This is a genomic window from Microcoleus sp. Pol8_D6 (assembly GCF_036700965.1).
GTDB lineage: Bacteria > Cyanobacteriota > Cyanobacteriia > Cyanobacteriales > Microcoleaceae > Microcoleus.
Window position 1 is genome coordinate 1 of the sequence record NZ_JAUBPW010000055.1, and the last position, 26,387, is coordinate 26,387.

General features: G+C 45.3%; 24 protein-coding genes and 1 pseudogene. 19 read left to right on the forward strand and 6 right to left on the reverse strand.

Annotation, left to right across the window (positions count from 1 at the left end; all coding sequences use genetic code 11):
* Positions 1-189: 189 nt before the first annotated feature.
* Positions 190-331, forward strand: a pseudogene (locus QUA10_RS20395) (ISKra4 family transposase); the annotation flags it as partial.
* A 421-nt stretch (positions 332-752) separates the two neighbouring features.
* On the opposite strand, the gene QUA10_RS20400 reads toward QUA10_RS20395, so the two are convergent.
* Positions 753-884, reverse strand: coding sequence for a hypothetical protein (locus tag QUA10_RS20400; protein ID WP_333086355.1), 132 nt, complete (start codon positions 882-884; stop codon positions 753-755).
* Between the two features lie 238 nt (positions 885-1,122).
* Between QUA10_RS20400 and QUA10_RS20405 the strand changes: the two genes are divergently transcribed.
* From QUA10_RS20405 to QUA10_RS20470, 14 genes are all read left to right on the forward strand, one after another.
* On the forward strand, positions 1,123-2,487 hold the full coding sequence (locus QUA10_RS20405; RefSeq protein WP_333084388.1) for a DUF4912 domain-containing protein: 1,365 nt from the start codon (positions 1,123-1,125) through the stop codon (positions 2,485-2,487).
* Between the two features lie 811 nt (positions 2,488-3,298).
* Positions 3,299-4,615, forward strand: coding sequence for an ABC transporter substrate-binding protein (locus QUA10_RS20410; protein WP_333084390.1), 1,317 nt, complete (start codon positions 3,299-3,301; stop codon positions 4,613-4,615).
* A gap of 201 nt (positions 4,616-4,816) precedes the next feature.
* Positions 4,817-5,725: a sugar ABC transporter permease gene (locus tag QUA10_RS20415; RefSeq protein ID WP_333084391.1), complete on the forward strand. Its 909-nt coding sequence runs from the start codon at positions 4,817-4,819 to the stop codon at positions 5,723-5,725.
* Positions 5,726-5,796: 71 nt separating this feature from the next.
* Positions 5,797-6,660, forward strand: a complete 864-nt coding sequence (locus tag QUA10_RS20420) for a carbohydrate ABC transporter permease (RefSeq protein WP_333084392.1) — start codon at positions 5,797-5,799, stop codon at positions 6,658-6,660.
* Positions 6,661-6,792: 132 nt separating this feature from the next.
* The gene (locus QUA10_RS20425) at positions 6,793-7,875 is read left to right on the forward strand and encodes an ABC transporter ATP-binding protein (RefSeq protein WP_333084437.1); all 1,083 of its coding nucleotides are present in this window, start codon (positions 6,793-6,795) and stop codon (positions 7,873-7,875) included.
* A 333-nt stretch (positions 7,876-8,208) separates the two neighbouring features.
* A complete protein-coding gene (locus tag QUA10_RS20430) occupies positions 8,209-8,556 on the forward strand; it encodes a hypothetical protein (protein ID WP_333084393.1) in 348 nt (115 codons plus the stop codon).
* A 378-nt stretch (positions 8,557-8,934) separates the two neighbouring features.
* Positions 8,935-9,126, forward strand: coding sequence for a hypothetical protein (locus tag QUA10_RS20435; protein WP_333084395.1), 192 nt, complete (start codon positions 8,935-8,937; stop codon positions 9,124-9,126).
* Positions 9,127-9,147: 21 nt separating this feature from the next.
* On the forward strand, positions 9,148-9,264 hold the full coding sequence (locus QUA10_RS20440; protein WP_333084438.1) for a DUF3574 domain-containing protein: 117 nt from the start codon (positions 9,148-9,150) through the stop codon (positions 9,262-9,264).
* On the forward strand, positions 9,257-9,337 hold the full coding sequence (locus QUA10_RS20445) for a hypothetical protein (RefSeq protein WP_333084440.1): 81 nt from the start codon (positions 9,257-9,259) through the stop codon (positions 9,335-9,337). Before QUA10_RS20440 ends, QUA10_RS20445 begins: the two co-directional genes overlap by 8 nt.
* 138 nt (positions 9,338-9,475) lie before the next feature.
* Complete coding sequence (locus QUA10_RS20450) at positions 9,476-9,742, forward strand: hypothetical protein (protein ID WP_333084396.1); 267 nt, start codon at positions 9,476-9,478, stop codon at positions 9,740-9,742.
* Between the two features lie 475 nt (positions 9,743-10,217).
* The gene (locus QUA10_RS20455) at positions 10,218-10,724 is read left to right on the forward strand and encodes a hypothetical protein (protein WP_333084397.1); all 507 of its coding nucleotides are present in this window, start codon (positions 10,218-10,220) and stop codon (positions 10,722-10,724) included.
* Positions 10,725-11,002: 278 nt separating this feature from the next.
* A complete protein-coding gene (locus QUA10_RS20460) occupies positions 11,003-13,036 on the forward strand; it encodes an ABC transporter ATP-binding protein (RefSeq protein WP_333084399.1) in 2,034 nt (677 codons plus the stop codon).
* Between the two features lie 643 nt (positions 13,037-13,679).
* The gene (locus QUA10_RS20465; RefSeq protein WP_333084402.1) at positions 13,680-17,117 is read left to right on the forward strand and encodes a PAS domain S-box protein; all 3,438 of its coding nucleotides are present in this window, start codon (positions 13,680-13,682) and stop codon (positions 17,115-17,117) included.
* A 200-nt stretch (positions 17,118-17,317) separates the two neighbouring features.
* Positions 17,318-18,616: a cytochrome P450 gene (locus tag QUA10_RS20470; RefSeq protein WP_333084403.1), complete on the forward strand. Its 1,299-nt coding sequence runs from the start codon at positions 17,318-17,320 to the stop codon at positions 18,614-18,616.
* Positions 18,617-18,727: 111 nt separating this feature from the next.
* Here QUA10_RS20470 and QUA10_RS20475 read toward each other — a convergent pair whose 3' ends face one another.
* Positions 18,728-19,333 (reverse strand): chorismate lyase, encoded by a 606-nt coding sequence (locus QUA10_RS20475; RefSeq protein ID WP_333084404.1) that lies wholly within the window; start codon positions 19,331-19,333, stop codon positions 18,728-18,730.
* Positions 19,334-19,568: 235 nt separating this feature from the next.
* Here QUA10_RS20475 and QUA10_RS20480 point away from each other — a divergent pair, with 235 nt between their 5' ends.
* Positions 19,569-21,188 (forward strand): NAD(P)/FAD-dependent oxidoreductase, encoded by a 1,620-nt coding sequence (locus tag QUA10_RS20480; protein ID WP_333084405.1) that lies wholly within the window; start codon positions 19,569-19,571, stop codon positions 21,186-21,188.
* A gap of 62 nt (positions 21,189-21,250) precedes the next feature.
* Here the strand turns inward: QUA10_RS20480 and QUA10_RS20485 are convergent, their stop codons facing one another.
* The gene (locus QUA10_RS20485; RefSeq protein ID WP_333084406.1) at positions 21,251-21,802 is read right to left on the reverse strand and encodes an acireductone dioxygenase; all 552 of its coding nucleotides are present in this window, start codon (positions 21,800-21,802) and stop codon (positions 21,251-21,253) included.
* A 227-nt stretch (positions 21,803-22,029) separates the two neighbouring features.
* On the opposite strand from QUA10_RS20485, the gene QUA10_RS20490 reads away from it, so the two are divergent.
* The 3 genes from QUA10_RS20490 (at position 22,030) to QUA10_RS20500 (ending at position 24,440) form a co-directional block, all read left to right on the forward strand.
* Positions 22,030-22,995 carry a M48 family metallopeptidase gene (locus QUA10_RS20490; RefSeq protein ID WP_333084407.1) on the forward strand — a complete coding sequence of 322 codons (966 nt, stop codon included), beginning with the start codon at positions 22,030-22,032 and terminating at the stop codon, positions 22,993-22,995.
* 225 nt (positions 22,996-23,220) lie between these two features.
* On the forward strand, positions 23,221-23,646 hold the full coding sequence (locus QUA10_RS20495) for a DUF4359 domain-containing protein (RefSeq protein ID WP_333084408.1): 426 nt from the start codon (positions 23,221-23,223) through the stop codon (positions 23,644-23,646).
* A 227-nt stretch (positions 23,647-23,873) separates the two neighbouring features.
* Positions 23,874-24,440 carry a TerD family protein gene (locus QUA10_RS20500; protein WP_333086356.1) on the forward strand — a complete coding sequence of 189 codons (567 nt, stop codon included), beginning with the start codon at positions 23,874-23,876 and terminating at the stop codon, positions 24,438-24,440.
* 157 nt (positions 24,441-24,597) lie between these two features.
* Here the strand turns inward: QUA10_RS20500 and hpsP are convergent, their stop codons facing one another.
* From hpsP to QUA10_RS20515, 3 genes are read right to left on the reverse strand one after another with little or no spacing between them, the layout of a single operon-like run.
* Positions 24,598-25,797, reverse strand: coding sequence for a hormogonium polysaccharide biosynthesis glycosyltransferase HpsP (hpsP, locus tag QUA10_RS20505; RefSeq protein ID WP_333084410.1), 1,200 nt, complete (start codon positions 25,795-25,797; stop codon positions 24,598-24,600).
* Positions 25,798-25,844: 47 nt separating this feature from the next.
* The gene (locus QUA10_RS20510; protein WP_333084411.1) at positions 25,845-26,024 is read right to left on the reverse strand and encodes a hypothetical protein; all 180 of its coding nucleotides are present in this window, start codon (positions 26,022-26,024) and stop codon (positions 25,845-25,847) included.
* On the reverse strand, positions 26,021-26,368 hold the full coding sequence (locus tag QUA10_RS20515) for a hypothetical protein (protein ID WP_333084412.1): 348 nt from the start codon (positions 26,366-26,368) through the stop codon (positions 26,021-26,023). The genes QUA10_RS20510 and QUA10_RS20515 overlap by 4 nt, the downstream gene beginning before the upstream one ends.
* Positions 26,369-26,387 lie beyond the last annotated feature (19 nt).

The window sequence follows — 26,387 nt, forward strand, 5'->3', positions numbered from 1 at the left end:
AAATCTTTTTTACGAAGTTTTGTTCCAACTACCACATCAATGGTTGATAAAATTATTGCAGTTGCCCTCAAGTTAATGAACCCTAAACATTTAAGAAATTGGTTTGCTAATTGCTGCTACTGTACCTCATAATAGCGGGAAACGCTGTAGTTAGTTGTTATCGGATTGAATGAGACTTGTCAGTAATTCCAACCAGCCTCCATCGGATCGGGAGCGGTAGAATCAGCCGTCAAGCAGATAGGTACAAGGCTAAAAAATTCATTCTTCACAGTATAAATCTGAAAGTGTTTCTCAAATGTTACAACTGCGTTGTGCCTACTTGAATGGTTAATTTGCAGTTTAATATTTTTGCAAAATCGGGATGATCCCGCGAAGCCTTCTTGTTAGAAGGATTATATAGAAAGTCTTCCACTTTGTCATATTTGCAAAGACATAAGCTGTTACGCATTTAAATGGGAAATTCGGGACAGGCTAGAAGCCCGTCCCACAAGAGTTTTATTGATTTTTGACACACAGTTTAAATGTAGAACAGCTTATCCATTCTAAACGATCGCCCCCACCCTCCAAACCCACCAACAGCCCCCTATCCCCATTTGTCATCAAATTCTGACATTTGCTGCAACACCGATCCCCCAAATCTCCCTAATGTCAAGATTCCCTGACAAACTGATCCCCAAACTCACGAAAATGCGTATAAGTACCCAGGATTGAGGCAAAAGACCCCTTGACCCGATCGCAAGTTGTCTGCAACATTAAGTCATGACAAAGCGATCCCAAAGAAATGCTTGGATTAAGCAGCCCTGGGAGTCGAATAGCGCGTGTGCTGCCAGCACAGCGTTGCTAGCAGCACCGATCGCACTCACAAAATCGATCTTGTCACTCAAGAATCGACAGATAAAGCTTTATTTAGATCGAACGGTGCGCGCAGAAGCCAATAAGTCCAAACCCTTGATCGCATGGGGGAAAAGACAAGCTAAAAACAAGCAAGGCTTCAAAGGTTGGAGAGATTTGGAAGCTCGATAATATGTGGATTTAAAAGAGTTTCTAACTCAAAAAGTCAACACAATTGTGTTGAAAGAAAAAAATCTAACCCGCCATCCCAAATTAGTGGAGAACGAACTCATGGCAAAAGAACGCCCACCATTAGAAGAGATGACTTTGCGACAACTCCGCAGAGTTGCTAGCGAATGTGGAGTCTCTCGCTACAGCCGGATGCGGAAATCGCAACTCCTGGCATCAATTCAAGAAATTCAGCGCACCAAATTTTCCTACAGCCCATCTCGCAAACTAGAGGCACAAGAAGCAGTGGAAGCAGCAAAGTTTGAACTCGGTCAAGAAGATAGAACAGGCGGTTCTTTGTCGTCTGTGGATGAAGGTTTAGCAGATTTGCCCAACGGCTACGGCGAAAGCCGGGTTGTGTTAATGCCACGCGATCCAGAATGGGCATACACTTACTGGGACATTCCCAATGATCGCAAAGAAGAGTTGCGTCGCCAAGGAGGACAGCAACTAGCCCTGCGGATCTACGATGTTACAGATGTTAACCTCGACATTCAAAGCCCGCACAGCATTCAAGAATATCCCTGCGACGAATTGGCGCGGGAATGGTACGTGCCAATCCCCGTGAGCGATCGAGACTACGCGATCGACATCGGCTACCGCTGTGCAGATGGCCGCTGGCTGGTATTGGCTCGATCGGCAGAAGTCCGCGTTCCTCCCGTCTATCCCAGCGACTGGATTGAAGATCAATTCATCACCCTCGATTGGGAAGAAGAGTTGCAAGGCAAAACCTTCGCCGAACTGGTTCCTCCGGCCAAGAAAATGGCACAAGCAGCCAATGGCTTCGGTTACAGCACCGAAAACGCTATCTACGAACAAATCTTCGGCATGGCAGAATCTGCCGAATCCCTGCGCGTAGCCGGTTCTATCTTCGGTTCCATGCAGCACGTCGCCGGTTCCGTCCAGCAAGTCGGCATCCACGAACAAGCTCTCAGTTCCTACGTGTTCCCCTCCGGCGTCGGAATGTGGGCGGCTCCCACCATGTCCGGCCTCACCGCGTCGGGTGTCGGTATGTCCGGCCTCACCGCGTCGGGTGTCGGTATGTCCGGCCTCACCATGTCGGGTGTCGGTATGTCCGGCCTCACCATGTCCGGTTTCGGTATGTCCGGTGTTGGTATGTCGGGAGTTGGCTTCGCCGCCCCGATGCGCCCCCGCCAGTTCTGGTTAGTTGCTGATGCCGAACTGATCGTTTACGGCGCCACCGAGCCCGACGCTACCGTCTACGTAGGCGGACAGCCGATTAAACTCAATCCGGACGGCACTTTCCGCTTCCAGATGTCCTTCCAAGACGGCTTAATCGACTATCCAATTTTTGCAGTAGCAGCAGACGGCGAACAAAACCGCGCCATCCATTTGAAATTCAACCGCGAAACCCCAGAACGGCGCACCAATACCAAGCAAGATGCCGTTGTGGAATGGTTGGGCTAATCCCAAAGGTCGATCGAGCAACGGGCGATCATGCAGGTTTGTGCCAATTTTTGAACCATCACAAGGTATAGCCTCAGCCGATCGTGATTTGTTAAGGTTAATCCCAGACAACAACCCATAACACCCCCTATACACCGTTCTCCTGTTTTGAGGAGCGGTGTTTTTTGTATTTAGAAGGAAGAAGGAAGTTCGGCAGCGGATTCTGTAACGGATGTAACGGATATAACGGATCCAAGGAAGAAGGAAGAAGGAAGAAGGAAGAAGGAATAGGGAATAAGCTGTTACGCATTTAAATTGGAAATTCGAGACAGGCTAGAAGCCCGTCCCACAAAAGTTTTATTGATTTTTGACACACAATTTAAATGTTGAACAGCTAAGGGAAGAAGGAATAGGGAAGAAGTTGCAATCAACCGTTTATGTTTGTGCGATTAAGAACGTCCTAATCATCTTGGCGGTTGCTATACAAAACCCGGTTGCTGGGTCTCAAAAGTGTGTAATACAAAATCCGGCTTTAATACCCCGTTGATTCTTTAGTCTCAAGCGAGAGGGACGAAAGTTTGACTCTTGAGCTGTTTCAACCGCCGACTTTTATCAAGTCAGACAATTCTCTCAATATCTATCTGTAGATAGATGTTTACTTAAATCCCATTCTAGCTAGTTAAATAAAAATTTGCACTCTTCACTCAAGCATTATTAAGTAAGCTAAAGTTTACTTAAATTTTTATTGCATAAACTCGGTAAATCCAGCGAAACAAAAGAAAGCGAGTTATGAGAGAAAGAAGGCGAGCGCACCGCCATTTCTCAAAAGCAAATGCAAAAAATAAATTCCCCGCAGCAACGAAGCCAGAAGCGTCCCCGTCTTTTAGCCTTATTCGCTGTCACATTAGCCACCGTCTTGCTTTTATTTATTCTGCCGGCACTGACTCAACAGCCAGTCGTGCTCACCATGTTAATGCAAGGTCAAGACCTTGTTAACTGGAAACCCTTTGTCAAAGAATTTGAACAGAAAAACCCCAAGATTCGCATCAACCTCATAGAAGGGCCTTTTGACAGCAACCTCATAGAAAATCTTTACACATCTGCCTTTCTTTTAGGCGAATCGCCCTACGACATCATCAACATGGATATTGTCTGGGTTCCCAAATTTGCAGCCGCAGGTTGGGTAAGCGATTTGACAGATAGAATTCCCCCCGAACAACTATCAAAATTCATCCAAGGTAACGTCGAAGGCGGGCGGTATCGGGGCAAACTTTACCGAATTCCCCATGCTTCCGATGCCGGAATGCTTTATTACCGCAAAGACATTTTAGAACAAGCGAAAATTCCAGCGCCGAAAACCTTTGAAGAGATGGTAAAAATCTCTCAAAACTTGCAGAAACAGGGAAAAGCAACTTGGGGTTATCTGTGGCAAGGCAAACAATACGAGGGAGTATCTGCGATGTTTGTCGAGGTACTCTCCGGTTTTGGCGGCTTCTGGGCAAACCCTCAAACTTTTGAAGTTGGGTTAGATAAACCGGAGGCAATTAAAGCAGTGGAATTTCTCAAAAATACGATCGCCTCTGGCATTTCTCCTCCGGGTGTCACCACCTACGGCGAAGAAGAAACCAGGCTTTTGTTTCAAAATGGCAAAGCGCTGTTTTTGCGAAACTGGCCCTATGTTTGGAAGCTGGCCAATGCCGAAGGATCGAATGTTAGAGGCAAAATTGCGATCGAGCCAATGCTCAGCAGTACGGGTAAAACAGGCGGTTCCTGCTTGGGCGGCTGGGGCTGGGGAATTGCCAAAACCTCAAAACATCCAGAACAAGCGTGGAAAGCAATTCAGTACCTTACCAGCGAGGAAACCCAGCGCAAATTTATTTTACAAACCGGTTTAGTTCCCAGTTATAAATCCCTATTTACCAACAAAGAAATAGTTGCCAAATATCCCCACTACCCGCAACTGCTAAAAGTAGTGGAACGGTCAGCTTTGCGCCCGCCCCTGGCACAATACGCTCAAGCTTCTGATATTTTGCAGCGTTATTTGAGTTCAGCTTTTACCGGGAGAATGAGTGCAGAACAAGCAATGAAAGCAGCAGCTAGCGAAACTCGCAATTTATTAGGCAGTTTGAAACAACCCCAAGCTTCGTAACTTCTTGCTTTCATATCGATCCCCCCTAGCCCCCCTTAATAAGGGGGGGACTGGAACCTTTAAAGTATTTTTTAAAAAGGGAAGAAGTGGAACCTTCAAAGTCCCCCTTATTAAGGGGGATTTAGGGGGATCGAGACTCGGCTACAAGCGAGAGATACAAAGTCCATCTTATTAAGATTAAACGAGAAAAAGGTGAAAAATATGCAATTAGACAAGATGCGAGAGCGCGAACAAACAACCGGATGGATATTAGTAGCACCAGCTTTGATAATTCTGCTGCTAGTATTTGCTTACCCAATATTGCGCGCTTTTTGGCTGAGTTTATTCACCCAAAACCTCGGTACAGAATTAAAACTGGTTTTTTCCGGTTTTGCTAACTACAGTCGAATGTTAGGCGACGGGCGTTTCTGGCAAACTTTAGGCAACACCACTGTATTTACTGTCGCCTCTGTTGTGCTGGAATTAATTCTCGGTATGGGCATTGCCTTAGTCTTAAATCAATCTTTCACAGGGCGCGGCATTGTTCGCACAATCTCCTTGCTACCTTGGGCGCTGCCCACTGCATTGATGGGAGTAGCTTGGGCGTGGATTTTTAATGACCAATACGGCGTAATTAACGATATTTTGATGCGTTTGGGATTGATTAAAAATAGCATTAGTTGGCTTGGAGATCCGACTTTGGCAATGATGGCAGTAATTACAGCAGATGTGTGGAAAACTACGCCCTTTGTCAGCTTGCTTTTGCTAGCGGGATTGCAGTCAATTCCCGGTGATTTGTACGAAGCCCACGCGATTGACGGCGCCAGTAACTGGCAGAGTTTCCGTCAAGTTACCGTTCCCCTGCTCATGCCCCAAATTGTGATTGCTTTGCTGTTTCGATTTGCCCAATCTTTCGGCATTTTTGACTTGATTCAGGTGATGACGGGAGGGGGGCCGGCGGGGGCAACGGAGACGGTTTCTATCTACATTTACAGCACGGTCATGAGGTATTTAGACTTTGGGTACGGGGCGGCTTTGGTGGTGTGTACTTTTTTGATGTTAGTGGCAGCAGTTGCGATCGCCGCTTATTTGTTATCGAGAGCCCGCACCAATGCAGCCGGAGGAAACTAAGACGATGTTAGATTGGGGATTGTAGATTTGAGATAACCCACAGTTGCACATTTATTTGATTGGTATAAATTATGTCGATCGCCCGCGAACAACCTAGCAAAAAAACCTTTGACATCCGGCAATTAATCTTGCCAATTTCAGCGATATTAATCGTCGCATATTTTCTCGCACCCATTATCTGGCAGGTGCTAACTTCTTTCAAAGTAAATGCGGATATTTCAGCGATTCCAAACGTCTACATTCCCAAACGAATTACTTTCGAGCATTACCTGTCGCTGTTCCAACGTCGCCCGTTTGCACTTTACATTTTAAATAGCGCTTTTGTTTCGATTACTTCAACATTACTGTGTTTAGCAGTAGGCGCTCCCGCAGCTTACGCTTTAGCCCGGTTGCGGCTGTGGGGCGAGAGAATCATCTTGGCAACTGTGACGATTGTGACGCTATTTCCGGCGGTGCTGCTATTTTTGGGACTGCTGGAAATTGTCAAAGCTTTGGATTTAGGCAATAATTATTTAGCATTAATTATTCCTTACACTGCTATCAATCTGCCGCTGACAATTTTGGTAATGCGAAGTTTCTTTCAACAGTTGCCAAAAGATTTGGAAGATGCGGCTAAAGTAGACGGATACAACACTTTCCAAATGCTGTGGCAAATCGTACTACCGATGACATTTCCGGCGTTAGTCACAACTGGAATTTTGACATTTATTTCAGCTTGGAACGAGTTTATTTTTGCACTAACATTTATGACTCGCGAATCTCTGAAAACTATTCCTGTCGCCACGGCTCAACTCAGCGGGGTGTCAGTGTTTGAGATTCCTTACGGCCCGATCGCCGCAGCTACCGTTTTGGGAACTTTGCCCTTGGTTTTGTTGGTTTTGGTGTTCCAGCGGCGCATTGTTCAGGGTTTAACTGCGGGGGCCGTAAAAGGATAAATCGATTTTAGATTTTAGATTTTAGATTTTAGATTGAACTGGTTCCGGGGCTCTTGCTGGGAACGAGTCAAACAACACAGTCAACAGTTAACAGTTAACAGTCAACAGTCAACAGTCAACACTTTAAAAATCATGGCAAAATTGCAACTCAAAAACCTCAATAAAACCTACAGCCCTAAAGTAGTTCCCGTAAAAGACATTAGTTTGGATGTCAGCGAAGGAGAATTTCTGACTTTGCTGGGGCCGTCGGGGTGTGGCAAATCTACGACGCTGCGGTTAATTGCAGGGTTGGAACAGCCGACTAGAGGCGAGATTAGAATTGGCGATCGCAATGTCACTTATCTCAGACCGGGCGATCGCGATATTGCAATGGTTTTTCAAAGTTACGCGCTTTATCCGCACATGACAGTATACGAGAACATGGCGTCGAGCCTCAAACTTCGGAAAATCTCCTCTAGCGAAATCAACCGATTAGTGACGGAAGTTGCAACCTCCCTCGGATTGACGGAATTAATCGATCGCAAGCCAGGAAAACTATCAGGCGGACAGCGGCAGCGAGTGGCCCTCGGCCGCGCATTAGTGCGCCAACCGGAAGTATTTTTGCTAGACGAACCTTTGAGCAATCTCGACGCATTATTGCGGGAAAAAGTTAGGGCAGAACTCAAACAATTATTTTCCTCCCAAAAAGCTCCTGTAGTGTACGTAACTCACGACCAAACCGAAGCAATGACGCTTTCTACCAAAGTCGCCGTTCTCAACAGTGGCAGCGTGCAGCAGCTAGACCCGCCACACTTAATTTATACCCGTCCTGCAAATCAGTTTGTAGCCGGTTTTGTGGGCAGCCCGCAAATGAATTTGCTAGTGCTTAAATGCCAGGGCAATTTTGCGATGTTAGGCGATTTTGGAGTTCCACTCCCCAATATGCCGACTGTGCCGCCAGAAATTGTGTTAGGAATTCGCCCGGAACACGTCGGTTTTGCAGATGCAGAGGCCGGCAATATAGCGGCCCCAGAGGCAATTAAAGGTGAGGTTTATTTGGTGGAAAACTTGGGAATGCAAAATTTAGTTAGCGTCCGAGTTAAAGGTGTGGACTCAGTAACGGTGCGGGCTTTGCTGCCAAATGACCGCCACTGGAATTCCAAAATTGTAGAGCTGGTTTTTCCGCCTCAGTTGCTGCACTGGTTTGACGTGAAAACGGGCGATCGCTTGCAATAAGAATTTGCCCTGCAGAGCATGATTGATTAAAAATTGTCTAACCATGTGTATAAAAATATGTTTTTTGCTTCTAACTAAGTTATGACTTTAGTTAGAGGTAGAAATATTTGGCGGCTGTTAACGTGATATTCATGTGTGAAAAAGCTAATTGGCTGACACATAGGTGGCGTGTTTACCAGATTTTATCGCTAGCCTATAACTCTATTTAAGTGGTTAATAGCAAGTTAAAGCTAAGTTGGCTTTACCTCGCATTAGCTGCTGATTTTGGAGCGAGTCAATTAGATGAAAAAATCTTGAAAATTATCACCAATTAACTTAGGGAGTATTACTGAGATGAATTTGATTTCCACAGCCATTGCTCGCATCAGTTCCCTGCTTAAGGGTTTTCAAGTCAAAAGTTTTTTGAGTGTTGTCCTAGTCGGTTTTCTGCTCCTAACAACAAATGTTGATTCGGGAAGCAGTAACAAAGGTTTTGGCGCGCAAGCCAGCTCAAAATCTGAGCTCAACAATCCTGAAAGACCCCAAACAACACGGGAATGGAGGCAAGAAGCTCGCGAAACCTCAGACTCTCCCGGCGAACGAGCCCAGAAGATTGGCCAAGAGGCAGGAGCAGCCGTGAAAGAAATGGGGGAGATGTATCAAGACACTGCTAAGAGAAGTATCCGCGAATTAAAGGATTAGTAGCTCCACCTAAAAAAATATAACACTTTGAGAAACCTGATTGCTTTCGGGGCGCAGCCAAGAGTGCTCGCCCTTCCGGGTTTCTGAACACCTCAAAAGTTTGACGTTTAAATAAGTTGAGCTACTTAATACGGCAGACGCAATCAAGTAGGCGAGCATAAATAAACTAGAACAGACGCTCAAAAACCCAGTTTCTCAGGTGAAACCGGGTTTTTGAGTTGGAAGTTTTTTCTGTGGTTAAATTAAATCAAATATGGGTTAAAAAACCGTTGATCAGACTCGGTGGTTAAAACTGAGATATTGCAGGATTCTCAATCAGCATTTCAAGGGCACGCTAGAAACAATAGCCCACAATATAGAATTTCTGCGTAATTCCTGATGAATAAATATATTAACAGTCTTTGCTTGACAGGCCTGCTGTTCATCTTGCCTGTTTCTCCTGCGACAATTGCCCGCGCTCAACTTCCCGAAACTTCGGAGACTAATGCCAAGCAAACAAATCTCCTCAAAGATGAACTGTATTTTGGCTTAACAAAACCGGGATGCGAGACAATTGATGAATCAGAATAGCAGGAGTTTGTCAAGGCAGTTATTGCCCCTAGCTTTCGGCAAGGGCTAACCGTATTAGACGGCTCCGGGCAGTTTCTCAACAGCTTTGGAATTCTGATTAGAGAAAACTCTAAAATAAATAGTTATTTTAATTTATGAAAGTAGTCCGGCAAAGAATCAAGCTATTCATGAAATTATCGAAACTTACAAGCACACTTTTCAGCAGGAGTAAGTGTTGCGGGCCACCAGCGAAGTTAAAGTATCTTTCTGATTCGGTCATCCAATCAGCGTATTTATGATATTATTCGTGGTAATCAAGGTCATATCCTCAAAGATAAGTAGGGTGCGGGTGCAAGAAAAATCATAATTTGTGGGTATCGATCGCACACTGCAAAAAATCGCTAGACAAACCTGCCCGGGAGAAAACAAAAACATGATGAACGACGGCAACCAAAAAGCTGAAGCGCCTGAAACCGAGGATGCACAAAATTTGTCCGGCATGGCGAAAGCTTTTCTTGTGAGCGTGGCTTGGTCTTACGCAGAGGCACTGGATCGCATGAAACGATCGCGAAATCCACAGCAACCCGCGCCGGAATCTCCGACAGAACAAGTCGAACCCGATCCTGAAAAAAATTAATGAAAGATTATTAATGCGATCGATTTGCCAAACTATCTGGGGGTGCGATCGAACGCAATAGTCAATTAGCTGTTTTGAGTTAAGAACAATCTACTCAGAACAGCGAACTGTGCAGCTTAAGCCGGATTTGTATTGGATTTTACAACAATCAAAAAAACTGAAAGCCCCGTGACAAGCGAATTTCAAAGGTGGTACTCGCCACGTGATTTATCCGTGGAATCAATCCACAATCTAAAATCTCAAATCCTCAACCCCCCAAATTTATCCGTGGGGTCAATCCAAAATCTAAAATCTAAAATCTAAAATCGAATGACCCTTCAACAAGCTCAGGAAAAGCTTTAGTCCGGCGATGACAACTGCGTTGCAGGTTTGAACCTCAATCTATATCTATCCCTAAAAGGAATTTAAACTAAACTAATGTACGGTTTTACCGCTACAGTGTACAAAACAAATAACCAATTTTTAGATCTGTCTCATGTCTAATTCAAAAATGATTGGTAAAGCGATCGCAGGTAGCCTTTGCTTGGGCATCCTCATTAGCTTCAACGCCTCACCCGGCCCCGCATCTGCAGCAACACCAACAATTGCTGAAGCTACAGCCCCGGCCACCAGCAACATCGACACGCAACTTCTAGGCCAATGGCAAGGCACAGCCTCAGGTCAGTCTTTCACCTTCATCTTTGCCCCAGAAGGCAAATTGTTCCTCATGGCTAAAGGCCCCGACGGAGCGGTCCGCGCCCAAGAAATGAGGTACAAAGTTAATCTCGGTGAAAAACCGATGCACCTTGATGTCGGCCTCAGCAGCACACAAACCGTTGAGACTGTTTTTGAGTTGACTGCCGAAGGTCAAATGCGTCTTCAGTTGCAAGGCACCAATCCCGGACAGGCGAGACCTAATGCCTTAAACGAACAGGCAACCGTGTTTAAAAAGGTCTCCGAAGCCACTGCACTTCCTGCTGACACTCAAATCATCGGTTTTTGAGGAAAATTGCAGGCAGAAGGCACTTATGGCAATTGTCAATTGAGTGAGGTACTGATTGGGATTTTCGATTTTCGATTTTCGATTTTCGATTGCGAAATTGGTAAGACAGCCGGCGAGTACCTCACCTGATTGAGATCCGCTATAACTAGCTCTGAGTTTTCTGATTGCCACGCTTCGCGAGGAACGAAGCAATCTTAAAACTTTCCCCGTGCCTTCTGCCTTGAACAGGCCCTGCTACAATCCACTTAATCTCCCTTTAATTTTTGCCATAGACTTCCATGAGTGAAACCGTCCTAGAAGTTCGCAACCTGCGGGTTCAATTTCAATCTGCGGACGCAGGCGATGCGTCTGCAACCGTCAAAGCGGTTGACGGCATTTCCTTTGAGGTCAAGCGAGGGCAAACTCTGGGCATCGTGGGAGAGTCGGGGTCGGGAAAATCGGTAACATCCCTCGCGGTTATGGGTTTGCTGTCGAGTTCGTCAACGAAAATCGATGGCGAAATTTGGTTTTCTCCGACAAAAGACGGCGCTAGCAATGGGCCTGTGAATCTGCTGGAAATGCCGGACAGGGAAAAACAAACATACCGGGGCAGCCAGATTGCGACGATTTTTCAAGAGCCGATGAGTTCGCTAAATCCCGTTTATACGATCGGATTTCAACTCACAGAAGCCATTTGTTTGCACCAACAGGTGTCGCAGACAGAAGCGCGGCGCCAAGCTGCTTCTCTGCTGCAAGAAGTGAAGCTGCTACCGGCCGACGATGAGATAAGGCAGCGGTGTTTGGCTTTGCGGCAAGAGCATTCCCGGACTGCTGCGGGGAATCAAGCACTTATGGAGGACGATCGCGATTTGATGCAGCTCGTCAACGGTCAAAAACAAGCTATGCTCGATCGCTATCCCCACGAACTCTCAGGCGGTCAAATCCAGCGCGTGATGATTGCAATGGCCATTTCTTGCAATCCAACTTTATTAATTGCTGATGAACCGACCACGGCTTTGGACGTAACCGTGCAGGCAACAATCTTAGCTTTGCTGCGCGAGTTGCGGGACTCTAGAGGCATGGCAATGATTTTTATTACTCACGATTTGGGCGTCATTGCGGAAATTGGCGATAAGGTGGCTGTGATGTACCGAGGCAAGATTGTTGAGTGCGGTGCGATCGAACAAATTTTCAGCAATCCCCAACATCCTTACACAAAAGGTCTGTTAGCTTGCCGCCCAACTCTCGATCGGCAACTGCGCCGCTTGCCGACAGTTTCCGATTTTATGGATGTCACCACCAATGCTAGCGGCGAATTAGTAATTGTCGAGAAAAATGCCGATTTAGACGGCGACAACAGCGGGGGAAATCCCGCTTTTGCCATAGGAAAACCGCCGCGGCTGCCGAATATTTCCCAGCCTTTACTAGCTGTTGATAACCTGGGAGTCGGTTTTCCGGTGCAGGGAATGTTTGGCGAAACTAAACGCTTGTTTATGGCGGTAAACGATATTTCTTTTGAGGTTTATCCGGGCGAGACTTTGGGTTTGGTGGGCGAGTCTGGCTGCGGCAAATCTACTTTGGCGAGAGCTTTGCTGCAATTAATTCCAATCACCAGCGGTAAAGTGTTTTTTGAAGGCCAAGAAATTACGCCTCCTGCGAAAAGTATTTCGGCATCGCAGTGGATGGCTAATTATCGGATGAAAAAAGAGTACGATCGCAAATTGCGCTGGCTGCGGCGCGATATGCAAATTATTTTTCAAGACCCTTTTAGTTCTCTCGATCCGCGCCTAAATGTTGGGGATGCGGTGATGGAACCGATGGTGATTCACCGTTTTGGTAAGAACCAGAAAGAACAGCGCGATCGCGCCGCTTATTTGTTGGATAGAGTGGGTTTAAATCCAGATTTTATGCGGCGCTACCCTCACGAGTTTTCGGGCGGACAGCGGCAGAGAATTTGTATTGCTAGAGCTTTGGCTTTGAATCCTAAGTTTATTATTTGCGATGAGTCGGTTTCGGCATTAGATGTGTCCGTGCAGGCGCAAGTTTTAAATTTGCTGAAGGAGTTGCAAACAGAGTTTGGACTGACTTATATTTTTATTTCTCACGATTTGAGCGTGGTCAAGTTTATGAGCGATCGCGCGATCGTCATGAACAAAGGTAAAATCGAGGAAATTGGCACTGCTGAGCGCATTTACCGCCAACCGCAGCAAGCTTACACGCGGCAACTTATAGCTTCTATTCCAGCAGGGAATTTGGAGCGAATTCGGCAACAGCAACTAGGTCGCCAAGCTGCGTGGCCCCCGTCGCCTGCAGATGAATCAGAACAAAATTGATATTTAGTGTTTTAAACTCGTATCAATTACCAATTACTAATTAGCCATTACGCGCGAACATATCGGGCTAGGAAAAACTGCTACGAAGATTTTTTTCCTTTTATCTTCCCAAATTAGCAGTTTATCTTTATTTTACCTTCATAATTTATGGTCAAATTCTACCTGCTTGAACTTGACTAACATTCCGGGTTTTTCAAACCACAGCCAGGGCGCTTCACGCAGTATTTTCCTACATCAAACCCTGTTATTTCTAGACGCAAACAGTGGGGTATAACACGCTACTCTAACACAGTAAGCAGCTTCAGAGGCCGCCTACATAATTAGGTTATGCACCCAGGAGTGCGAGTTTCTGCGTCCAGGACTAGCGAAATTAGGCCAAATGTCCAATGACTAACAACAATATGTCGCGTAGTATTATAAGTAAACTCTCTCGATGAGTCGGAAAAATTATAAAATGGGTACCCAAGCTAAAAAGAGATTGGTTGCTACTTCCGTAAATACACTTAATTATCGCCTCGTATTGCGTAAATTTACGTAATTATCCAATACTAGAGCTCGCCAAATAGGAAATATTTATAATATTTAAACATCTTTATTGTAATTCTTAAATCAGCACAACTCAAAGTAACTCTAGAGTAAAAGAATGAAACATTCAGTTCAACTAGAAGAATCCAAAAGCACTAAATTGGTGAAAGTGCTGCAAGTGTTGTGGAAAAAAATTACGGCAGCAGTCACCCGAATAGAAAAGGCAGAAGGCAGCAAGCAGTATGAAAAAAAAATCAGCTTAGGGACGATCGCCCCTGGCACTTTATTCTCAATTTTGATAATTGTACTGCTTGTCTTAAACGGGTGGCTCGTAGCTGGCAGCGGTGATAATTTCTACGATAGCCAACTCGCCCTGGGATTTTTGGCAATAGCAAATATTGTCTTTTTGGCAGTATCGGCGCGCTCAAACGCATCTGCTGTCGTAGCCCAAAACGATCGCCCATCCAGCGAACCCAACCGGGGCGATCGCTTTTTTAGCCTCTCGCTAGATCTGCTGTGCGTCCTTAGTTTTGACGGTTATATAACACTCATCAACCCAGCAGCAGAAAAAATCCTCGGCTATTCCCCAGGAGAAATGATTGGCCAACTCTTCATTGAATTCGTGCATCCAGACGATCGCGAAGCTACTTTAAAAGAAGCTGAAAGTATTGCTGCGGGGAATAATACCGTTGGGTTTGAAAACCGCTGGCGCTGTCGCAACGGTTCTTACAAGTGGATAGCCTGGACTGCTACCCGTTTCTGCGAGGAAGAATTGATCTATGGTGTCGGCCGCGACATTACCGCTCAAGAACAAGCAGAAGCAGCGCTGCAAGAGAGCCAGCGTTTTGTTGAGCGAATTGCCAATACCAGTCCGAATCTTCTCTTTGTTTACGACGAAACCGAGCAGCGAAATATCTACAGCAACCGCGAAATCACTGATACCCTGGGCTACACCGCCGAAGAAGTTGAAAACATGGGCAGAAATCTACTGCCCACCATCATTCACCCTGACGACTTAGCTAAGTTTCCCGGCTATTTTCAGCAATTAGAAAATGCTCCCGACGGCGAAGTTATTGAGTACGAATATCGGGTACGCGATCGACAAAATTGTTTGCACTGGTTAGTCAGCCGGAATATTGTATTTAGCAGAACCGAGGAGGGAAAAATTAAGCAGCGTCTCGGTGCTGCTACGGACATTACAGAGCGCAAAATAGCAGAACAAGCTTTAGCAGAACAATTGAAACTTTCTCTATTCACAGCAGATGTGGGAATTGTTCTAACTCAAAACCAGGGTTTGCGTACAACTTTGCAATATTGCGCCGATGCAGTTGTGCGCCATTTGGATGTTGCCTTTGCTCGGATTTGGACATTGAATGAAGACAGAAATGTATTGCAACTGCAAGCAAGCGCGGGGATATATACTCATATTGACGGCGCTCACAGCCGCATTGCTGTCGGCGAGTTCAAGATTGGTTTAATCGCCCTGGAGCGACAACCTCACATCACTAATTGTGTGAAAGAAGATCCCCTAATCCAGGACAAAAAATGGGCCTCACGAGAAGGAATGGTGGCTTTTGCTGGATATCCGCTAATTATTGACAATCAGTTGCTGGGAGTAATCGCGATGTTTGCTCGCCAAGAGTTGAACGAATCAACGCTGATTGCTTTGGCGTCAAGTGCCGATACGATCGCCCTGGGAATTAAGCGGAAACAAACAGAAGAAGCTCTCGCCAGACAACAGCAAACTTTGAGGGCAATTATTGACAACGCTCCGATCTGGGTATGGCTGACAAATGCTAGCGGGCGGATGTTATTAATTAACAAAACTTTCTGCGAAGATGTGGCTATACCTGAATCAAGATTTTTAGCAGCGTCTCACTATTCCGAAGTTTTGGGATTAGAAGCATCCGCTAACTGCATGGAATCTGACGCGCAAGCGTGGAGCCAAGATATTCCCTGTTATTCTGAAGAAATGATGCAGCTTGCGGATGGTAAAGAACATTATTTGGAGACAATTAAAACTAAGGTAAAAGATGATTCTGGTAACGCGATCGGCTTAATCGGTTTGGGTTTGGACGTTACAAAACAAAAAGAATCTCAAAGACAGTTGCAAAAGTCGGAAGCGAGATTCCGCAAATTAGCGGAGCAGGAAGCGCTGCTGAACCAGTTAGCTAGCAATATCCGCGAATCTCTGGATTTAGGTACTATTTTAGCAACAACTGTGCAGCAAATTCGCGACTTGCTGCAAGTCGATCGCTGTGTGTTTATCTGGTATTTGCCCGACGCTTCGCCACCTGCTTGGGATGTCGTCCACGAATCTAAAAATGACGACTTGTTCTCGCTTTTGGGTTATTACCCTGCTGACCCAACGGGCACGCTGCCGCAAAAAATCGCTAATTTGGAAGTTTATCAAATAGATGATGTTGCAACTTTCAGCAATCCAGTAGAAAGGGAATTCTTTTTGCAGGTGGGTTACAAGTCTGTCTTGGATTTGCCAATTAAAAGTGCCGGGGGTTTAACTGGTGTTGTTAGCTGCATTTCTTGCAGCGAGGTGCGTAAGTGGACAAAAGAGGAAGTGGAGTTAATGGAGGCAATTGGTGATCAATTGGCAATCGCCATTAGTCAATCTGAACTTTACACTAAAAGCGTCGATTCAGCTCGAATAGCGCAAGAACAAGCTGCCAAACTCGAAGTAACTCTGTGCGAACTCCAGCAAGCTCAAACTCAACTCGTGCAGGCAGAAAAAATGTCAAGTCTCGGTCAGATGGTAGCAGGAATTGCCCACGAAATCAATAACCCAGTCAGCTTTATTTTCGGCAATCTTACCTACACAGAAGAATACACCAGAAACCTGATGAAACTACTGCAAATGTATCGAGATGAATACCCGGAACCTTCTCCAGCGATTCAGGAGGAAATAGAAGTTTTAGAGCTGGATTTTGTGCTAGACGACTTGCCGAAAATGCTCTCTTCTATGCAGGTGGGAGCAACTCGCATCCGGGATATCGTGCGGAGTTTGCGGAATTTCTCTCGCCTCGATGAATCTGACATGAAAAAGGTTAACATTCACGAAGGCATCGACAGCACATTGATGATTTTAGAACACCGTCTGAAAGTTCATCCCGATAGCGTAGCGGCTACGGAGTACCATCGCCCCGCCATTCAAATCGTTAAAGAATACGGAAAATTGCCACTCGTGGAGTGCTACGCTGGACTGTTAAATCAGGTGTTTATGAATATTATTGCTAACGCTATTGACGTGTTACAAGAACCGCTCGAAAATCCGGGAATTATCCGCATTCGTACAGAGGTAGAAGGTACTCTCGCTGTGATTAGAATTGCTGATAACGGTGCAGGTATCACCGATCAAGTCAAGCAACGGATATTTGACCCGTTCTATACTACCAAACGGATCGGTTCAGGAACGGGGATGGGTTTAGCGATTTCCCATTCAATTATTGTCGAAAAACATAAAGGTGAAATTAAGTGTTTTTCTGTGGTAGGGAAAGGCACTGAATTTATCATCGAGATTCCGATTAAAAGGACAGAAAATTAAATTGCTTTGTCGGCGAAAATACTAAGGTTCGTCAGTTAGAAAACCCGATTTTTTTGTACTAACCTTAAGACTGACGCACCCTACAGGCTACAAACAGAAAAAAGTTATTTTACCAGAAATTTGTCTGGTGCGTATTGCCCACCCTCCAACTAAAATTGATATGATATTAAAAATCTAAAATCTAAAATCTAAAATCTAAAATGGCATTACCTCCCGGCAGTTTCGGTTTACCCCTAATTGGCGATACCCTCAACTTTTTGCAAGATTCCCAATTCGCCAAAAAACGCCACCAGCAGTACGGGCCCCTTTTCAAAACCAGCCTTTTCGGACAGCCTACCGTGTTTATGCGTGGCCAAGAGGCTAGTTTGTTTGTTCTAAGCAATGACAACAAATATTTTGTTGTGAGTTTTCCTCCGAGTACGAAAGCGCTTTTAGGGCCGCTTTCCTTGGCGCTGCAAACGGGTGCTAACCACCAAAATCGGCGCAAGTTGCTGTACCAAGCGTTTCAGCCACGATCTTTGGCAGGCTACATCGGCGCGATGGAAAATATTACTCAGCGCTATTTGGAAAAATGGGTCAAAATGGAAACCATGACTTGGTATCCTGAACTGAGAAATTATACTTTTGATGTGGCCGGTAAGTTGTTAGTAGGGATTAAAAATGGTTCGGAAACGGCGCTAGGACATAACTTTGAAACTTGGTCTAACGGTTTATTTTCGATTCCTTTAGATGTGCCTTGGACTAAGTTTGGCAAAGCGAAAAATAGCAGAAAGTTACTGTTGGCAGAACTTGAAAAGATTATTCGCGATCGCCAGCAAGGAACTCCAAGTGGCAATGATGCTTTGAGTTTGCTGATTTCGGCTCGCGATGACGAGGGAAATAGTTTGAGTTTGGAGGAGTTAAAAGATCAAGTGCTGTTGCTGTTGTTTGCGGGACACGAAACTTTAACTTCGGCGATCGCCTCTTTTTGTCTTCTCCTAGCTCAACATCCCGATGTGATGGCAAAAGCCCGCACCGAACAGCAGCAGTTCCCCGCTACGGAACCCCTAACATTGGAACAACTCAAACAAATGACCTATTTAGAACAGGTGCTGCAAGAAGTGCTGCGTTTAGTTCCACCAGTGGGAGGTATTTTTCGGACAGTCATTAATGCTTGTGAGTTCGGCGGCTATGAAATTCCAAAGGGTTGGACTGTGCTTTCTCAGATTAATCAAACCCATCAGGATAGTCAACTTTATCCTGAACCCGATCGCTTCGATCCCGATCGATTTAACTCCGAGCGATCGGCAAAACCGTTCAGTTACGTGCCATTTGGTGGAGGTTTGCGAGAATGTTTGGGCAAAGAATTTGCCCGGTTAGAAATGAAGTTGTTTGCGGCAAAGATTGTTCGGGAGTTTGAATGGGAGCTTTTACCGGATCAAGATTTGAATTTAATCCGAGTACCGACTCCCCATCCCCGCGACGGTTTGCGAGTAAAATTTCGGCGGAACTATTCTTAAGAACAGGCTTTCCGGCCTGTTCCACAATAGATGAATTTTATTGTGGGGAGTAGGGGTTGGGCTTCTAGCCCACCCTGAAAGCCTGATTGATAATGGTGCAAGATCTAAGCCTTAATCAACATCCAATTGCATCGACCCCAAATACTTAGTTAAATAAGGAGAAAAAACCTCATAAATCAGAGTCAATGGCTTCCCGTGATGCCAAAACAAATAGTGTCGCCCCCAAAAAGGCCCCGACTCTTCAAACGCTGATTCCAAAGCAGCCGAATTACCGCAATAAATGCCCTGCACATCGCGATACAATTCTGTCCGCAGTCTCGCTAAACTAGCCCAAATTGGCAAAGATTTATTTTGTAAATATTCGTCTACGTGGCTCGCTTCCCACCAAGAAGTTGCATAGGCTAGCCGCTGTCCAGAAGCTGTTCGCAGCCACACTTGTCGGCGCAGGCGCGGCCCCGGAACCGCGACAATTTGCTGGGGCGCGCCGTCTGCGTCTTCACCCACTAAAGACATATCGATCACATCTACTTCTGTGGGTTCCCCTGTCAGCAGTTGCAGGTGACGGGTGGGGGAACCGTCGCCTAGGAGCAGTATTTGCCATGCCGGTGCGAGCTTGGTGTGGGGCAAACCCTTCTGTACTGCGTCTTCGGCTCCTTGCCACAGAGGGTTGAGAGCGTGCCAGGTGCGGCTGTTTTTGGGTGTGAATGTTGCAGTCAAGGGTCTTTACAAAACTTAATTTTTTGTTTATTATAACGCTTCTTCAATTATCCACTCAAAAATCAAAAATTGATCGACCGAGGACGATCGCTCATAGGATGTCCAGTGAAATAGTTATAATACTTTTGTTCGGGATTTTTATTCTTCCTTCTTCCTTCTTCTTCCTGACATCCGTTACATCCGTTACATCCGTTACATCCGTTATATAATCCGTTGCCGAACTTCCTTCCGCTATATGTTACGAATAACCGAAATAAAACTCCCCCTCGATCATCCTCAAGATGCGATCGCCAGTGCCATTATCAAAAAGCTGCAAATTCCCCCCGAAGAATTGCTCAGCTATTCCATCTTCAAGCGCAGCTACGATGCTCGTAAAAAATCAGAAATCCTCCTTGTCTATATTGTGGATGTAGAGACGGCACAGGAAAAGCAACTTCTCCAACGCTTCAAAAAAGATCCTCATGTGATGGTAACACCAGACACGAGTTATCGCTATGTAGCCAAAGCCCCCAGCAATTTGACGGTTCGCCCCATTGTGATTGGTACAGGGCCGTGCGGGATGTTTGCAGGTCTGATGCTGGCACAAATGGGGTTTCGCCCTATCCTTTTAGAACGCGGAAAAGCAGTGCGCGATCGCACGGTTGATACCTTTGGATTTTGGAAGAAAAAAGCAGAATTCAACCCAGAATCTAACGCCCAGTTTGGCGAAGGTGGCGCGGGTACTTTTTCCGATGGCAAGCTCTACAGCCAAGTTAAAGATCCTCAACATTATGGGCGGAAGGTGTTGACGGAACTTGTGAATGCAGGAGCTTCACCAGAAATTTTATATATTAATAAACCGCATATTGGCACGTTCAAACTGGTGGGAATTGTCCAAAGTCTACGCGCCCAAATTGAAGCATTAGGCGGAGAAATTCGGTTTCAAAGTCGTGTAGAAGATATCCACATCGAAAATGGAAAAGTGCAGGGACTTACCCTCGCCAGTGGAGAATATATTGCTAGTAATTATATAGTTTTGGCAGTGGGACACAGCGCCCGCGATACTTTTGAAATGTTGTTTTCGCGCGGGGTTTACATCGAACCTAAACCTTTTTCCATTGGTTTTCGGGTGGAACATCCCCAAACTATTATCGATCGCTGTCGTTTTGGCGATCGGGCGGGCCATAAGCTTTTGGGTGCCGCCGATTACAAACTGGTTCACCATTGCCAAAACGGTCGTTCTGTATATAGTTTCTGTATGTGTCCCGGTGGTTTGGTAGTGGCGGCTGCGTCAGAACCGGGGCGACTTGTTACTAATGGGATGAGTCAATATTCTCGCAATGAACGGAATGCTAACAGCGGGATTGTGGTGGGTATCACGCCGGAGGATTATCCCGGTCATCCCTTAGCCGGAATTGAGTTTCAGCGTCGCTTAGAAGAACGGGCATTTGAGTTAGGTGGTGGCACTTACAACGCCCCTGGGCAGCTTGTGGGGGATTTTTTGGCGAATCGCCCTTCCACGGCGCTGGGCGCTGTGCAGCCGTCTTATACGCCGGGAGTTGTGATGACTGATTTGAGCGAAAGTTTGCCAGATTATGCGATCGCAGCTATCCGCGAAGCACTTCCGGCTTTTGACAAACAGATTAAAGGATTTGCGATGGATGATGCGGTTTTGACTGGGGTGGAAACGCGCACTTCTTCACCAATTCGGATTAAACGCAAGGAAGATTATCAGAGTTTGAATACAGAAGGTCTTTATCCTGCTGGGGAAGGTGCGGGATATGCGGGTGGAATCCTGTCGGCGGGGATTGATGGGATTAAGGTGGCGGAGGCGGTTGCTTTGAGCATATTGCAATCTTCAAACCACAAAATTTGATGCGGGATTTGAGGATTTTTAGATGATTTGAAGATTGCTGTCAATTGTCAACTGTCAACTGTTCAAACAGCAGCTAAACGCGATCGAATTTCCGTATCGGTATACTCCGGCGTCCAGCCTTCTTGCGTGGTAAAATAGCGCACCGCTTTAATTTTCCGCGCTGCTGTCAAATAAAACCAATGTTCTGTATTCGCCGGCACGTTGATAAATTCTTCCGGCTGCACTGTGAGTTCGACTTGGCTGCCGTCGGGCCGCACGAAGCCGAAAATGCCCTCGCCTGCTACGATATAGCGGACTTCATCATCGGCGTGGATGTGGCACTTGTTGAATTTGGACAGCATGGTGTCGAGGTTGGGAATGTCTGGGTGCAGTACGATTAAGTCTCGCGACTGATAGCCTGCGGTTTCCGACAATTGTTGAAAGTAGCCGTCGAGGGCTTGCAGCACTTGCTCTTTTTGATTGTCGTCAAGAGCATCTTTAGCTAACAAATTTTGAATTTCAGCGCTGTCACCCACGGGCCAGCGGTTGAGTTGAATGTTTAAGGAAGCGAGTTCGCGCGCAATGTCGCTTTGTTGAGTGTAGGTTGTACCGTTTTCGAGTTGCAGGATAGCCATTTTTGCACGTTCCAATTTTGGGGTGAGGCGATACACAGGCACTGTGAAAGATTTTTGTCGATCGCGCCTGTACCAGAATCACAATTTTAACGCTAATTTGAACAGGCTTTCCGCGCTGTTCCACAACAGTTCAATATTTGCCGCGATAATATTGATAAGTCAGGCGCCAGCTAGCACCAGCAGCGATCGGCAATCCTGATATCTTAAATGTAACTTTTGCAACAACTATGCCTACTTATACGGGAATTTCTAGCGAAGCATTTCAGCATCCCCTCGATCGCCAAGCTGAGGAAGCGCTGCGAAGCGTGCCTGGATTTGACTTAATTGCCAGCAAATTTGTAGAATTTGTCTACGAACGACCGCAATTCGTTTACCTAATGGGAAATAGCATTCAAGTCGGGCCCCGCCAATATGCCAGCATTTATCATATATTTCGCGAGTGCGTCCAGGCTTTAGATGTTTTTCCAGAACCGGGTTTGTTTGTTTCTCAGAATCCCTCAGTTAACAGCTATGCCCTGGGAAAAAACCAGCCTTATGTAGTATTAAACACGGGTCTTTTAGACTTGTTGGACGAGGCGGAACTGCGGGTAGTCTTGGCTCACGAGTTGGGACACATTAAATGCGGTCATCCAACTTTAAATCAAATGGCGATGTGGGCGATGAGCGTCGCATCGACAATTGGCGAGATGACTTTCGGTTTGGGAAATATGGTCGGTAGCGGTTTAATTTTCGCTTTTTACGAGTGGCGGCGCAAGGCTGAATTGTCGGCGGATCGGGCGGCTTTGTTGGTGACGGATGACTTGAACAGTGTGATGAAGACGATGATGCAACTTGCGGGAGTTAGCAGTAAATATGCTGACCAATGCAGTTTGCAAGAATTTATCCGCCAGTCTGACAATTATCAAGAGCTCGATCGAGACAATCTCAACCAAGTGTATAAATTTTTACTTTACAACGGGGGCCAAGGCGTGATGCTGAGTCACCCTTTCCCGGTGGAACGCCTGCGGTATTTGCGAGACTGGGCAAGTTCCGAGGAATACCGCCAAATTAAGTTGGGGAACTACAAGCGGGCTGTAGCTGAGGGTGCGGTTGATGTGAAGTCGCAAACGCCTAACAGCGAGACGGAGGCTTTGCGCCGTCAGATTGAAGAGTTGCAGCGGGAGATCGAGAGGCAAAAATCAAAGCGAAACTAAGTTTAAATTCCTCGTCCCCAGGCTGTGCCTGGGAACCAGCTAAATGTTTTGTTGAAGATTTACCGGATTTGAGGGAGGGAGAAACGTAAAAGGAAGGTAAACCAGTGAGAGACTTACTCGCAACTGGCCTCCAATCTAAAAACTGTCCCCTCCTTTCGGAAATCTGTTTCTGAGGAGGTGTAGTTTAAATCAAGAGAAGCTTATAAATCAACGGGGCTAAAAAAAATGAATATTGATAACGCAATGAATACTAACAAGCCAACTTCTAATTTTTTCGGCAATGTGGGAAAAGTCGCGATCGCGCTGACTCTTCTAGCTGCCGGCATGGCATTTACAAATCCTGGGAGAGACAAATACCTAACTTATGCTTCCGGGGTGCTACAAACCGAGTTGGAAAGCACTGTGTGTAAAGATTCTCGCGTTCCGAAAGCTTTGAGCGGCATTACAGATACTTTGATCGGCAGTTGCAAGAATTTGCTGACTTCGCAGCGCGACACGATCGAAAGCTTGCTCGACAATACAACGCAGCGTCAGAATTTAGGCGTTGTCAGTATTTACACAACTGAATTAGGTAAAAAAAGCTATCAAACGGTGGGAGCTTTTGGTAATTTTGTTACCCTACCACCTAGTTCTGAAAATGTTCAAAATTAGAGCCAGATTAAGTTCACTTGTTGAAACCGGGTTTTTTAGAAAGCCCGGTTTTTGCTTACATAATTCTCTCTCAGTAAATCTCAATAAATTCGGAGAGCAATAGCACATATTTTTAATGAGACCCGCTATTAGAGAGAAAATATTAAGTTTTCTTAAAGAAGAAAAGTTATTGTCCCAGTTAATATTAACATGAACGCTATAAAGTTTGATGTTTAACAAATAAGCAGATGGTAATGCAATTAAGTAAGGGTGAGAGATTTAATATATCTAAAGAAGCGCCCGGTTTGAAAAAAATGGCGATCGCCCTCGGTTGGCAGGTGACAGAGGCAGGACAAAGCTACGAGATTGATGTCTCTGCCTTTATGCTAGGTGCTGACGGCAAAATACCTAACGATAAATATTTGATATTTTACAATAATCTGCAATCCGGTGACAGTTCGGTACTGCAAGTGATTCGAAATAAAAACAACAGAAGTCAAGAGAATAAAACGATTTACGGTGTTATCTTAAAAAGAGTTAATCCTGAAATTGAGGAAATAACTTTTGTTGTCACTATTCACGAAGCAGAAAAAATTAATGCAAATTTTAGCAATATAAAAAATGCTTTTATTAAGATTTACAATTTGGATACAGAAAACGAACTTGTTAGTTATGAATTAAAAGAGAATTTTTTGCGAGAGACTGCTGTAGAATTTGGTCGCTTGTATAGAAAGAATGGAGAGTGGAGGTTTCAGGCGGTAGGAGCAGGATATCAGGCAGGATTGCAGAGTTTTGTTGATAAGTATTGCAGCTAAAGTAGCAGCGTTGAAAAAATCTCGCCTGTACATTCTGATAGCAGCAGCACAAGAACTCGGAGCAGGAGAAGAAGTAAAAGATAAACCCCAGTCACATTAGTCAATATAGCAACCGCCAAGACGGTTAGGACGTTGTTAATGGCTGAAACGATTGATTTTATTGCTTTTTCCTTCTTCCTTCTGCTATAGATGACAAAATCTGCTGGTAAGCATCGATGGTTTGCTGGGCGATCGCATCCCAGTTATAATGCTTTCTTGCGTATTCTTGGCCATTCAATCCCCGGCGTTGACGTTCCTGTGGATTCAGAAGTGCTGATTTGATTGAATTGGCGATCGCCCCTACTTCCAAAGGTTCCACCCAACCAGCTTCTGCTTGCTGTATGTCTTCCGCAATATGTATGCGATCGGAAATGGCGACAGGTACACCAGCGGCCATCGCTTCTGCTACAGCAATGCCAAAGTTTTCGTAATAAGAAGGCAACACAAATAAGTCGGCTTTTCTCAATAGTGCAATTTTTGAATCACCACTAACAAAGCCAGTGATTGTTGTAGACTTTCCTAAACTTGAATTTTGTATTTTTTCTTTAATTTTTGTTTCATAACCTGCATCTTGCGGATTGGAACCTGCTAAAACAAAATGAAAATTTATGCCTTCTGCCAAAATAGTTTCCAGTGCGGAAATTAGCAATTCTAACCCTTTTTTTGGTTCAATCCGCGACATAAATAATATTATTGGTATTTCAGAATCCGGCAATATATCAGAATAAAAATCTGCCCTCACACCCAAGGGAATCACCAAATCCTGTGGCACAGGCATCTTGCCTGTGCTGCCCAAACCAAATCTTTCTGAGATTTTAGCCTCTTCTTTACTTGTGAAATGAATTGCGGCTGCCCCTGCTAAATTAGGGCGTTCTAAAAGCGTGGCATAAATCTGTTTCAAGCGCTTTTTTTTCTGCAAATCGGCGGGGTCAAGCATACCGCAGGGACGCATAATATATGGCAACTTGTGCCCTCTGGCAATAGTAGCCGCGAGGGTAGTTACTGGTGAGAAAAGAGCGTGAATGTGAGCCAGGTCAAATTGTCGCGCATTTTCATTGAACCACTGCAATAACGAGAGGGAAAATTTATATCTGCGCCAGGGATAACAGCGGAAATAAATAATTTGATAACCGTTTTGTTGTAGTGGTTGATTTAGAGGAACATCTAAGGGAAGTTGACCGATATCTCCGTTAGAATCTGTGGTGATAATGGTGACATCAATGTTTTTTGCTGCGAGGGCCGCAGAAAGTCCGAGTACCATTTGACTTGGCCCGCCGTATACCAAGGAAATTGAGGGGATAATTTGGAGAATCCGCATCAGGGATAGTTATTTAAATCCACATACCAACATCTCCCATTACAAATTTAATTATCTGCAAAAGGCTTCCCGTCTAGCTGTTCAGCTTCCTCTCTCTTTGTTGCTGTAATTTGGGTATTGTGAGCCATTGTCTTGGAAAATTCATACATTTCAGTGGCTTTTGCTTCCGCAGCTTTCACAATTTCAAGGATTTCCAGCAGTAGGGTTTCATCTGGTAATTGTTTCATGGCAATGCTTCTAATCTCTCAACTACTTTGTCAATCATAATTCTCGATTCAGGAGCCATCTTTAGCAAGGCTGCTAAATAATCTCCTGCTTTTTGAACATCTTCATGGGGCACACCAGCCATCAATACATTGCCCACAATGTGTTCTGCTTGTAAGCGAGTACCTGCTACGTTGAATTGAAAATTGGTGATTGAAGAAAAGTATTGCATCAGTATTTCATTCTGGGGAAAAAGAGACATGGCTCTTCTAAGTGCAAAAAGTCCCAGCGTTGCTTGGCGCTCACTATCGTCTAGTACCTGGTAGAGTTCGTTAACCAAAGAGCGTATATCGGGAGGAATAGACATTTACCACAGTTTTTATTTA